The 12,276-nt window shown below is 65.0% G+C and carries 7 protein-coding genes and 1 pseudogene; 5 read left to right on the forward strand and 3 right to left on the reverse strand.

All coding sequences use genetic code 11. From position 1 onward, the window contains the following. Nucleotides 1-168 precede the first annotated feature (168 nt). Both ACWDGI_RS35075 and ACWDGI_RS35080 read left to right on the forward strand, forming a co-directional pair. A complete protein-coding gene (locus ACWDGI_RS35075) occupies nt 169-1,251 on the forward strand; it encodes an ImmA/IrrE family metallo-endopeptidase (protein ID WP_450766065.1) in 1,083 nt (360 codons plus the stop codon). A 37-nt stretch (nt 1,252-1,288) separates the two neighbouring features. Continuing rightward, nucleotides 1,289-2,449 carry a hypothetical protein gene (locus ACWDGI_RS35080; RefSeq protein WP_450766067.1) on the forward strand — a complete coding sequence of 387 codons (1,161 nt, stop codon included), beginning with the start codon at nt 1,289-1,291 and terminating at the stop codon, nt 2,447-2,449. Between the two features lie 1,077 nt (nt 2,450-3,526). Here the strand turns inward: ACWDGI_RS35080 and ACWDGI_RS35085 are convergent. Beyond that, the gene (locus ACWDGI_RS35085) at nt 3,527-4,996 is read right to left on the reverse strand and encodes a UvrD-helicase domain-containing protein (RefSeq protein WP_450766069.1); all 1,470 of its coding nucleotides are present in this window, start codon (nt 4,994-4,996) and stop codon (nt 3,527-3,529) included. A gap of 231 nt (nt 4,997-5,227) precedes the next feature. Continuing rightward, a complete protein-coding gene (locus ACWDGI_RS35090; protein ID WP_450766071.1) occupies nt 5,228-5,491 on the reverse strand; it encodes a helix-turn-helix transcriptional regulator in 264 nt (87 codons plus the stop codon). 1,083 nt (nt 5,492-6,574) lie between these two features. Here ACWDGI_RS35090 and ACWDGI_RS35095 point away from each other — a divergent pair. Next, nucleotides 6,575-7,823: pseudogene (locus ACWDGI_RS35095) on the forward strand (IS110 family transposase). Nucleotides 7,824-8,592: 769 nt separating this feature from the next. On the opposite strand, the gene ACWDGI_RS35100 reads toward ACWDGI_RS35095, so the two are convergent. Continuing rightward, on the reverse strand, nt 8,593-9,414 hold the full coding sequence (locus tag ACWDGI_RS35100) for an IS5 family transposase (protein WP_450766073.1): 822 nt from the start codon (nt 9,412-9,414) through the stop codon (nt 8,593-8,595). 453 nt (nt 9,415-9,867) lie between these two features. Between ACWDGI_RS35100 and ACWDGI_RS35105 the strand changes: the two genes are divergently transcribed. Beyond that, complete coding sequence (locus ACWDGI_RS35105; protein ID WP_450766075.1) at nt 9,868-10,737, forward strand: IS5 family transposase; 870 nt, start codon at nt 9,868-9,870, stop codon at nt 10,735-10,737. 268 nt (nt 10,738-11,005) lie between these two features. Then, nucleotides 11,006-12,276 (forward strand): DNA polymerase III subunit alpha (dnaE, locus tag ACWDGI_RS35110; protein ID WP_450766089.1); only part of this gene is annotated, 1,271 nt, incomplete at its 3' end.

Consider the following 12,276-nt stretch of genomic DNA (forward strand, 5'->3'; position numbering starts at 1 on the left):
CCGCGGTCTCCAGCCTGAGTTGGATTGTCAGAGATGAGAGGCAATACCACACGCTTGGCTGGTCTGGCCCTAGGTAGAGGTGGAATATTTTTGAGTATGTTTTTGTGCATGGCCCGTGGCGGTGTACCGTGTGGGGGGCGCGATGCCGGGGCAGGGGAGGTGTGTGAGATGGAGGGCTTCGACGACCTGGTCGCGCACCCTGCCATGTTGACGCTGGCCCGCGAGTCCCGCGGCTGGACACAGTCCGATCTGGCGGCCGAGATGACACGCCTCGCGGGCAGCGAAGCTGTGTCGCAGGGATACGTCAGTCGGGCTGAAGCTGGGCGGCTCGTCGTGAAAGGCGATCGCCTCGCCCTCTTCGCGTCTGCGCTTGGGTACACACCACAGATGCTATGCCGCACCACTGACAGTGGCGGGGCGGGCGTTGGTCTCGTGCATCACCGAAAGCGCGCTTCCATGGGCGCGTTGGCACTTCGGCGCGTGCACGCGACCTTGGCGGTGACGCGCCTTCAAGCAGAGGCCATCATGGGTGCGGGCCACGAGGGTGATAAGCATGGCTTCCGGCACATCGCCGTCGACGACCTGGATACGCCAGCTGACGCTGCGGAGACGCTGCGGCTTGAATGGGGACTCCCGTCGGGACCAATTGCCAATGTGGTAGAGGTACTTGAGACTGCGGGTGCCCTGCTCGTAGTACGTGACTTGCAAACTCGCGATCTTGATGCCGTCAGTCACTGGCCGCAAGGTCAGCGACCGCTTTTTCTACTCAACTCAACAGCTCCTGGAGATCGATTCCGGTTCAGCCTTGCTCATGAGCTCGGGCACACTGTGATGCACACCACGCCTGGGGATGCTCGCTCACAAGAACAGCAAGCAGACCAATTTGCAGCCGAGTTCCTCATGCCGCACGAGACAGTCCTGGCTGATCTTCAACCGGGCCTGGACTTGGCGCGGTTGATGGAGCTCAAGCCCAAGTGGGGAGTATCCATGGCAGCCTTGGCTCGTCGAGCCAAGTCGCTCGGCGTTCTCTCCGAATGGCAATACCGCTCGCTCATGGTAGAGATGTCCGGGCTGGGCTACCGCACCAACGAGCCCGTTCCCTTCGAACGCGAGACCCCGCATTACCTTGCTGAGGTCGTGACCCGGCTGAGGCAACAGCACCACCTCGACCTGTCCCAGGCGGCTCACCTTGCTGGTCTGGAACTCGGGGAGTTCACCGAGATCTACTCGTGTCCTTCCTCTATCCGGTGACCATGGGGTTGCTGGACTCACCAACAGGTAGGTGAAAATGGCCAACCCGCCGTTCCCCGGCCGCACGCCCGCTTTGCGGATTCTCGATGCGTCGGTGCCGGCTGCGCCTCTGCTGCAGGGGCGTGTACTGCTGCACGAGAACGCGAACTTCATCCCGCAGATGCGGTCTCCGCTCAACGGCGACCTCGGCGGCATAGTCATGACAGGGGAGATGGCAGGTGAGCGTGCCTTTCACCTTCGGGCGTCTGGCTACGACGGTCCGCTCCTGATCGACATCGCGGCGTACACAACTCACACGGCGACCCAGGACGAGCCCTTCTTGCTCGACGGCGATGATCTGTTTGCCACCGTCGACACCGAGTTGCAGATGCAGAAGGCCCGTGGCGTGAGTGCTGCCCTTACGCCGACTGGATACATCCCGCCCGGAGCCTCGAAGGCGCTCAAAGCCGTGATGGAGCAGTCGCAACGCATCGAGCGGGCGGACACCATCGTGCATCTGCCGATTGACACCGTTTGGCTCACCGAGGAGTACGTCGGCCAGCTGATCGCCGCGTGTGAGCGCATTCCGCATCCGAAGGCGCTCACACCGATCCGTCAGTTTGATCCCATGGAGCAGGCGAAGGACGTGCCGGCGAACTTGCGTCGGGTCGTCAGCGAGCGGCCTGACGTAGCCGTCCTACGCAGCGACCTGGCAGCGCTGGACGCGCTGGCTCACGGTGCTCTGTTCTCCGGGATTGGCGCCGACAGCGCTCGTCGGCACAGCATCCCACCAGGCGAAAAACCGCAGGTCAGCAAGGAGAACCAGGGGGGTCCTCAGTATCCCTCAGTGCTGCTGCCGAGCCTGATGTGCTTCAAGGGAGCTCGGTCGCTGGACCGCATCTACATGAATGACCCACCGATGACCTGTACCTGCGACGTATGCGATGGTCGGGGGCTGGACCGCTTCTACGATGCCAGCGGCGAGGTCCGGCGCGATTCGGAGGATCACAACATCAGCTCGTGGAGCAGTTGGGTGATTGAGATCGCTAACCGCAAGCCGGGGCTGGAGCGTAAGGCGTGGTGGCGGGATAGGTGCGCTGCCGCCGTCGATCAGTACGCACTGGAGAACCAACGTCTTGGGTTGTCCGCAAATGCCAAGGCCGGCTTCCAGGTTCCTGCACCGCTGAGAGCCTGGGCCACGCTACCCGTAACGCCATGAGCTCCTCGCGTCACCGACTTGGTGAAAGCTGCCGGTATGCGTTCTCAACAAGCTGCCAACTGGCTGCTGTGTACCGTCGCCGGACGAACGGGCGAGGGGGCACTACCACCTCGACGTCGTTACCCGTCGTCACCAGCAGACCGATCCCGTAAAAGTCTGCCTCCATCGCGGCGTCCTCTCGACGCCGTAGCGGCCCGTCAAGCAACACGGCCCGAGCACAGAATGGGGTGAACCACTCCGCCCTCTCCTTGGTCGCCGTCCAGGTTCGGCCAGGCACGACGGCCAGGTCGATTTGGATCGGCTGGGTTGCCTGTCGTACGACTACACCGTCAGGGCGTGACACAGAGCCTCGTGGCAACTGCCTCAACCTGCGTCGCTCCGCTTCGCTGAGCGATTCCACAGGAACCGCGACTCCCAAAGGAAGGTTCATCAAGAGGTCAAGCGCCCGGCGATCGGAGAGCTCCGCTGCGCCCACAGCGGCTCGCCGTTCGATTTCCCGACGGTCTGCTCTATAGGCAACTACGGCATCGACGCCGAACATGTTCAACACGCCCAAGTCTGCGCCGCGAGGGAACAGGGTGCCAGGCGCCGCACCGGAGATCACTTCCGCCGGACCCTGCGCCGCCACAGCCATGCCGTTACCTCTACCCTCGCCCCGAGGAAGCCAGCCCTTCACTGAGGACCGCCTACTTACCCACCGGTAGCAAACCTTTCATGGAATCGGCGCTCTGCGCCAGCGCTGAAGGCGCTCAGTGTCGTATCCATCGCGGCAGGCCGCACTGCACAACTGGGGCGCTGCCGCCCGGGTCACGGGCTCTGGCCCCAGTCACTAGGTCAGGCTAATGCGGTCAATCCTGCACTGCCGCAGACTGACAGCCCTGACCTTAGTGCGGGCCTTCACGGCTCCACAATGGTCAACTTGGCATACGGTCCGGGCGCTTCCAGCTTGTGATCGATCATAGGGGAACCTCCGGACAAACCAGCGAAGCGTCTTGCGCTATGGGACGACTGAGCGACGCTCGGTCCTTTTGGAGGTTGTGCCAGAACTCGCTGCGGCGAGTACCGGGGTGTTCGGGTTCAGGCCGGGTTGTCGGGATGCTGGCTGATCCAGGCCAGGCCGATGGGGTCCAGGTGGTGGCGGGCCCGGGTAACGGCGACGTACGCAAGGCGGGCTTCTGCCTCATCGACGGGCTGAGGGACGGGATGGCCCTGGGCGTCGACCTCATCGGTGTCGGCGGGCGGCGTGAAGTCGGGTGCGATGCGCACCCGGGCCCATTCCCGGCCCTTGGCCTTGTGGGCAGTGGAGACGGTGACCTCGGCCGCGTCTTCCGGAACGAGTCGGTTTACGGCCTGCAGGATGGCCTCGGACCCGTGCTCGTCGACTAGGTTGGCGAAGGGCTGCAGATCGCTGCCGGCGGGGTCGTGCTCGGCATAGTCGCGCAGCGCCGTCCAGGTGGTGAACAGCACGAGTTCGGGGTGTTGGGCGCAGCGTCCCTGGATGAGGTCGCGGGCGGCCCATGCCAGGGCGCGCAGCGAGTCACCGCCTCCTACCAGCGCCGTTGCGATGCCGGCGGCGATGAGCGCGAGGACCTCGGTCATCGCGCCGATGTTGGTACGGCACAGGACCGCATCCGAGTGCCCGGCACGGGATCCGATCGTGGTGCGAATGTCGGGTGTCCCGGTCAGCCGAATGGAAGCGTTGCTGAGTGTGAGCCAGCGGTTGGCCTCCGTGGCGAGCGCGGGGCCGAAGCGGAAGGAGCGGGTGAGCGTGAGGTGATGGCCGGTGAACCGCGCCATCACATCCCGGGCGCCGCGCCAGCCGTAGATGGCCTGTGCCGAGTCACCGACCATGACGATCTGAGTGCGCTCCTGCTGGGCCAAGACGATCTGCTCGAGAACCGGGTTGGTGTCCTGAGCCTCGTCCAGCAGGAGGAAGTCGCCGTGCAGGACCGGCTCGGTCAGGGCCCACATCTTCAGGTAATGGTCGTGCTCGAAACGGACCGCGCCGCCGTAGGGGTCCTGCAGATCGGCCCACGCCTTCGCCGCGTACGGCAAGATCAGCTCGGCCAGTTCCGCATGCTCCTCGTCGTCCAAGCCCCGCAGGCGCGGAACGTGATGGTGGGCCAGTTGCATGTCGGCCGACTGGCAAAAGCGAGTCACCGTCCGCAGCGTGGCGTTGGACAGCGTGGCCGGCATCAGCCCCGCCCGGCCGATGCCGGCCGGGGCGTTAAGGCCGAGGTCCTGCCCGACCCGCCAGCCAGGCCGCCTAGGAGCATTCAGGCGGCCGCGGAAGCGGTGGCCGAGCGCGGCGTAGGCCAGCGAGTGAGCCGTCTTGCACTGGACCGCCGAAGGAAAGCGAGCGGCGGCGTCCAGGGCGATGGCCCGGTTGAAGGCGAGGTATCGCCCACGCCGCAGCGGCATCTGTTCCGTGAGGAAGACGAGCGTGGACGTCTTGCCTGTGCCCGCGCCTGCCTGGATGGCGAGATGGCCACCGCTGCGGAATGCCTCCAGGGCGGCGGCCTGTTCGTCGGTCGGGGAAAAGGGCATGGAACAGATCTCTCCGGAAGCTCGAAGCCCGCGCCACAGACACGTGGGCGCAGGGAAAGGGCCGCACCCTGGGCAGGTGCCGGAGTTAAAAAGTGCCAACGCATCCGCCCGTGTCTTACGTACGCGCCGCCCGGTCCGCCCGATGCGGTGACCAGAAGGCGACAGGAATCCGAATCCAAGACGCACGTACGAGAGTGCCACCACGTTCGGGTGGCCGACGGGTGGCTGTGCTCAGGCGTCGGACTTCGGAGGTTCGTGCCCCGCGCATAGTGGATCCAGGAGCTCGCCCAGCGGGATGGAGAAGGTGTGGGCGAGAGCGTGCCAAGTGGCCAGCGTGCCGATCGTGCGGCCCTGCTCGATCTCGATCAGAGTCCGGCGGGACAGACCGCTGCGCGCGGCGAGTTCGTCATAGCTCCACCCGCTCTGCGCACGCAGGCGAGCGAGGGAGAGCCTGAGTGCCGTCGGGTCGGGCTCCGGCGGCGGGATGATCGTCACGCATCCATCCGACGGTGCAGACCCCTGCCCTGACAGTGCAGACCTCTGCCCTATTTGTGTCGGTACGGACTGGCGCCGATAGGGCAGGGGTCTGCACTACGGTGTTCCGCGCCCGGAGCCCCCGGACGCAGGGTCGGCGGCTGACTGCTCACGGCTTGGAGGGAACCATGTCCATGGCCCTGTCCGCACGCGCCTGGACCGTCACGATCAGCAGTCCGGCGGGGCGGCCCGTGCTGACGTGCAGTGCCTGCCCGCAGTCATTCGTGGCCGTGGGTGCTGATGGGGTCGTGCAGGTCCGCCGGCATCTTGCGGGCCACGTCGTCGAGTCCCGACTGCCTGCGTACCTGCGTACCTGTCAGTGTCGGGAAAGGGGCTGTGTGTGGCACGGGCGCCAGGCACCCTGTTCCGGTCCGCTCCGACTCCTGCTGATCCGGGCGGACCGCGGCCTCACCTGGCACCTTGCGGATGCCTGCGCCGCGTGCGCCGCCGCGATCCCTTGCGCCGCCACCGTCCCCGAACCCCCGCAGGACGCGCCCGGCGGCCATGTGCGGGCGCCCGTGGGTGAGGCGGTTTCGGACCTCACGTGTGAGCCCGTCGAGTGGGTGGAGGCGCTGTGAGGCGGAGGCCGTGTTCGTCAGTGGATCGGCAGACACCCCGTCGCGGTGCTGGATCTGGCCCGGGCGGGAATGGTGACTGGGCTGTGGGGGGACAAGCGCACGTTCGTCGGCCCGCTGGAGGATGATCAGAAGTTCTGTTTACCGATCAGTGGGCTTGTCTGGTCGAACAGGGTTCCTGATCGGGTGATCGTGACAGGAGCGGTTCATGAGGGCCGGCCCTCTTGGTAGTCATCCTGGGCCCTGTCGGTCCCGCCCCGTGGCCGGGAAAATCGGGGCTGGTGCCCGTCCGGAGGACGTCGATAGAGCTTGGTGCCGAACGTTGAGCCCGTTTGGTAGTCGGACGCGGGGGCCGAACGCAGGAGTCCAGTGATGTTGCCGCGAGCACGCAAGAGACCTTCTTTGAACCCTGTGGTCCCTGATGGGCGGGCACCGCTACTGGTGCACGCGAGGAAGGGCGGGGTGGGGCATGGATGTGATCGAGGAGCGGTGCGGGGGCGCCGACTTGGGCAAGGCAGATGTCAAGGTATGCATCCGGGTTCCGGGCACCGGCAGGCGCGCCCGTTATGAGATCCGTACGTTCTCCACGATGAACGACGGCCTGCTGGAGCTGCGGGACTGGCTGGTGGAGAACAGGATCGCCCGGATCGGCATGGAGGCGACGGCGTCGTACTGGAAACCGCTGTTCTACCTGCTCGAGGCCACTGAGGGGATCGAGCCGTGGCTGCTCAACGCCCGGCACATCAAGACCGTTCCCGGCCGCAAGACCGACGTGAAGGACTGCCAGTGGATCTGCAAGCTGGTCGAACACGGCTTGGTCCGCCCCTCTTTCGTTCCGCCGCGTGACATCCGTCAGCTGCGGGACCTGACCCGGTATCGCACCGAGACGGTCCGGGACCGGGCCCGCGACGTGAACCGCCTTGCGATGTTGCTGGAGGACACCGGGATCAAGCTGTCCTCGGTCGTCACCGACATCACCGGCCGCTCGGCGCGGGCCATGCTGGATGCCTTGGTGGCGGGCGAACGGGACGCGCAGGTGCTGGCGTCCCTCGCCCTGGGCAGTCTGCAGAGCAAGGTCCCCTTGCTGACCCGCGCCCTGACCGGTGACTTCAACGAGCACCATGCGTTCATGGTCGCTTCGATGCTGCGGGCCATCGACGAGGCCGACAACCGGATCTCCTGCCTGAGCGAGGAGATTAACCGCCAGCTGCAGCCCCTACGGCAGCAGGTCGACCTGGTGATCGCCATTCCCGGGATCAGCCTGACTCTGGCCCAGGTCCTGATCGCCGAGATCGGTGTCGACATGAGCCGTTTCGCCACCGCCGGACACCTCGCCTCCTGGGCCGGAGTGTGTCCGGGCAAACAAGGAGTCAGCCGGCAAACGGCTGTCCGGACGCACCCGCCACGGCGACACCTGGCTCAAGACCGCTCTGTTCATCGCCGGCGCCAGCGCCGCCCACAGCAAGACGACCTACCTGGGTGCGCAATTTCGGCGGCTGGTCCCGCACCGGGGAGCCAAGCGCGCGACCCTCGCCGTCGGACACTCCATCCTCGTCGCCGCCTGGCACATCCTCCACGACCTCGTGCCATACCGCGATCTCGGCCCCGATCACTTCACCAACCGCCTCGGCAAAGAACGTCAGACCCGACGCCTGATCGCCCAACTCGCCGCCCTCGGCATGGACGTCACCATCACCTCACGCGAACAGACCGCGTGAACCGCGCTGACGCGTATCACCGCAGGTGATTTTCAAGAGAGTTCGGTCGCCAGTCTCTGAACACTCAGGAATCGTTGACACAGGGGTGCGATCCCGTCCGAGCGGTCCCAGGAGGCCCTGTTGCCGCAGTCTTTCGTGGTCGCGTCCATGGAGTCCAACTCGCCGTCCCGGACGTGTGGCGGCCCTCGCGCACTGGTTCGGGGACGCGGCGGACTGGCCGAACCGCATCCCCTGCTACGGTCGGACATGACGGAGGTAGAGTGGCGGGAATCACTGCCTGTTCCAGCGAGGCTGCAAGGCGGGGTGGCTGGCCGGAGAGCTACTGTCACCCGCAGATGGTCGATGCTGTGTGTCGACGGTCGCGTAATTCGGCTCTGTCGGGCGTCTTGTGACGTGCCGAGCTTGAACTGGACATCCATAGGGTGTGCGGTTCAGGAGTTTGGGGCGATTGCACCTTATTTAAAGAGGGTTTTATCCCGGTAGGGTGTTTGGAATCGAGGGTGCGCCATGCGGCTACGGCTGCTCCGCAGGTTCAATGTGAATGTGGATAATTCGTTGTGGAGCAGGCTGTCGGTCGAGGCGCGAGCAGAGTTGGACGGTCTGATCGCCGGTGGCCGCCACATTCAGGCCATCGCAGTGATGCGCGAGCGCGCTGGCCTTCCGCAGCCTGAACTCCGTGACTGCGTAGACCTGCTGGAGCTGCGTGCCAAATGCTTGCGGCAGTAGATAGAGACCCCTGGTTCCGAGGTCGATCAGGTATCGCGCCAGTTCAGGTGGATTCGCGGGTCAGGGGTCGGCTTATGAGGTCGATCATCGCGACGTGGATTATGGCTTCGAAGCGGTGGGGGTGGGTTTCGTAGTCGCGGGCGAGTCGGCGGTGGTGCATTAGGCAGCCGAAGGTCCGCTCGACCACCCAGCGTCGGGGGATCACGTTGAACCCTTTGACGCCTGGGTCGCGTTGGACGACTTCGACGTCGATGCCGAGGCGGGCGCCGTGGTCGATGGCTTTCGTTCGGTAGCCGGTGTCGGCCCACGCCTTGGTCACTCGAGGGGTAGCGGCGGAGATCTGGGTGAGCAGGTGGATGCCGCCGGCGTTGTCGGAGACGCTCGCCGCGGTCACCCAGACAGCCAGCAGCAGGCCGAGGGTGTCGACGCCGATGTGGCGCTTGCGACCTGCGATTTTCTTGCCCGCGTCGATGCCTTGGCCAGCTGCGGGCACGTTGGCGGAGGTCTTGATGCTCTGTGCGTCCAGCACGCAGGCGCTTGGCTCTGCTTCCCGGCCTTCGGTCTGCCGGACCAGGCGCCGCAGCAGGCCGTTGAGCTGGTCGAAAACGCCTTCCTTCTGCCAGGAGGCGAAGTAGCCGTAGACCGTCTCCCAGGGGGCGAAGTCGTGCGGCAGGTACCGCCAGGGGATCCCGGTGCGGTCGACGTAGAGGATGGCGTCCATGATGCGCCGCAGGTCGTGCTCGGGTGGGCGTCCGATCTCCAAGCCCTTGCTTCTGTGTTCGGCCCGCCAGGCGGTGAGCGTGGGACCGATCAACTCCCAGCGGGCATCGGAGAGGTCGCTGGGGTATGGGCGATGTCGCTGCATGTTTCGGTAGTACCGTCGGGCATGGCGCGTCCCCAGGGCGCAAATGGCGTTAATCAGGGTCGCATTGGGATCAGACAGGAGCGACTCGAATCAAACGGACAGAGGTGCGATGTCTCCTGTCGCACAGCCCGCATTGAGCACTCTCACCTCAGCAGGCACAGACCTACTCGCCGCCCGAAGCATCACCAAACGACCTCAGTGGAACAAAACGCTCTTTTAGAGGTCGTTTTCATCTATCTCGTCGCTTTATTAGGTGATTTATTAAGCGGTGGATGGCGGTGCAGGCGAGGTCGTGGAGACCGTGGATGCCAGTGAGTCGTGGGAGGTTGCCGATGGGACGGAAAAGGCCGCAGTCCTGTCTCATCCCAGGATGCCCGGTCTTCGAGGCCGTGTGCTTCGACCGCCGTTGGTGTGCGACTGGGCGCACTTGGTTCGCGGCAGTACGCCGGAAGCATGCCGAAGCGACGCCCGTATCCGAGTGATCTGTCCGATGCCCGCTGGGAGTTGATCGAGCCGGTCCTGGCGGCCTGGCGCTTCGAACGCCGCGGCCGGGCCCTGGACTTCGGCCGGCCGCCCGAACGCGACCTGCGCGACATCATGGACGCGATCTTGTATGTGGACCGTACCGGGGTGCAGTGGCGCTACCTTCCGCACGACTTCCCGCACTGGAACACGGTCTACGGCTACTTCGCCAGGTGGCAGCAGGAAGGCGTGTTCGCCCAGCTCAATGGCCTGCTCAGGCAACTCTTACGGCAGAAGGAAGGACGGGAGGCCGAACCGTCGGCCTGCGTGATCGACGCGCAGAGCGTGAAGACCTCCACCAGCGTGCTCGTCTTGGGTCAGGGCATCGATGCCGGGAAGAAGATCGTCGGCAGGAAGCGGAGCATCGTCACCGACACGATCGGGCTTCTCCTTGCCGTGCTGGTCACCGCGGCGAGTGTGCAGGACTCCATCGCCGGCACCCAGCTGGTGGACCAGGTCGCCGCCGAACATCCCCGCATCCGCAAGGTGTGGGTCGACGGCGGCTACCGCCAACACCTCGTTGAGCACGCCGCCAGTCTCGGCATCGACATGGAAATCAGTCAACGCAAGCCCGGGACCAGGGGGTTTACCCCGATCTCGAAGCGGTGGGTGGTCGAGCGGACCTACGGCTGGCTCATGCTCAACCGCCGACTGGCCCGCGACTACGAAACCCTCCCCGCCCGCTCCGAAGCCATGATCCATATCGCTATGGCAGACCTCATGGCCCGCCGCCTCATCAGCGAGAACCCCATCTCCTGGCGCGACCCGACACCGAAGACCAAACAGCAGATTCCGGGATAAAACAACGGGCGGAAACGCCCTCTGAGATGACCTTCTGGGCCCAGCCGGAGAGCTTGGGCTGCATCTTCTTGCCGAACGCGAACGCGCCAGCCTTGTCCTCGTAAGGCACCAGGGAAGGGACCGTGATCGGGGTGGGGCTGGCAGATTGGTGTCGTGCGGTACATCGCGGATCGGCGGCCAAGGTCCGCTCGTGACCGAGCACTTGGGGATAGCCTTTCTTCTCTACTGTCTCTTCTATAGCCAACTCTCTCTCCTGGAGGCCGAAGCCGTGTCAAAGCCGCCGTTCACGCACCTGCACGTCCACACCCAGTACTCGATGCTGGACGGCGCCGCGCGGCTGAAGGACATGTTCAACGCCTGCAACGAGATGGGCATGACGCACATCGCCATGTCCGACCACGGCAACCTGCACGGGGCGTACGAATTTTTCCACTCCGCGAAGAAGGCCGGGGTTACCCCGATCATCGGGATCGAGCCGTATGTTGCTCCTGAGTCCCGGCGTAACAAGCGCAAGATCCAGTGGGGTCAGCCGCACCAGAAGCGGGACGACGTCTCCGCCAGCGGTTCGTACACGCATATGACGATGTGGTCGGTGAACAAGACCGGCCTGCACAACCTCTTCAAGCTCTCCTCCGACGCCTACGCCGAGGGCTGGCTCACGAAGTGGCCCCGGATGGACAAGGAGACCATCTCCCAGTGGTCCGAGGGACTAGTTGGGGCGACTGGCTGCCCCTCCGGTGAGGTTCAGACCAGGCTGCGGCTCGGCCAGTTTGATGAGGCTGTCAAGGCGGCTGCTGACTACCAGGACATCTTCGGCAAGGACCGGTACTTCCTGGAGCTGATGAGCCATGGCATCGAGATCGAGACGCGGGTTCGAGAAGATCTGCTTCGAGTGGGCAGGAAGCTTGGCATCCCGCCGCTGGTGACCAACGACTCGCACTACACGTACGCGCACGAGGCGGCCGCCCACGACGCCCTGCTGTGCATCCAGACCGGCAAGAACCTCTCCGACCCAAACCGTTTCAAGCTGGACGGAGGCGGCTACTACCTGAAGTCCACGGAAGAGATGTACGCCGTGGAATCCTCGGAAATCTGGCGCCAAGGCTGCGATAACACCAGGCTGATTGCCGAGATGGTCGACACCACGGGCATGTTCGAGAAGCGCGACCTCATGCCCAAGTTCGACATCCCGGACGGCTACACCGAGGTCTCCTGGTTCAAGGAGGAGGTCCGCCGGGGCATGGCGCGCCGCTTCCCGGGCGGTGTCCCCGAGGACCGGCAGAAGCAGGTCGAGTACGAGCTGGACGTCATCATCCAGATGGGGTTCCCGGGCTACTTCCTGGTGGTCGCCGACTTCATCATGTGGGCCAAGAACAACGGCATCGCGGTGGGCCCCGGCCGTGGCTCCGCGGCCGGCTCGATCGTCGCCTACGCCCTGGGCATTACCGACCTCGACCCGATCCCGCACGGTCTGATCTTCGAGCGGTTCCTCAACCCCGAGCGCGTCTCCATGCCCGATGTCGACATCGACTTCGACGA

It is taken from the genome of Streptomyces sp. NPDC001220, from assembly GCF_053597895.1.

Excerpts from the sequence above, each read along its gene's own strand:
- ACWDGI_RS35075 (WP_450766065.1), top strand. The coding sequence starts at position 169 with ATGGAGGGCTTCGACGACCTGGTCGCGCACCCTGCCATGTTGACGCTG.
- ACWDGI_RS35080 (WP_450766067.1), top strand. The coding sequence starts at position 1,289 with ATGGCCAACCCGCCGTTCCCCGGCCGCACGCCCGCTTTGCGGATTCTC.
- ACWDGI_RS35085 (WP_450766069.1), bottom strand. The coding sequence starts at position 4,996 with ATGCCCTTTTCCCCGACCGACGAACAGGCCGCCGCCCTGGAGGCATTC.
- ACWDGI_RS35100 (WP_450766073.1), bottom strand. The coding sequence starts at position 9,414 with ATGCAGCGACATCGCCCATACCCCAGCGACCTCTCCGATGCCCGCTGG.
- ACWDGI_RS35105 (WP_450766075.1), top strand. The coding sequence starts at position 9,868 with ATGCCGAAGCGACGCCCGTATCCGAGTGATCTGTCCGATGCCCGCTGG.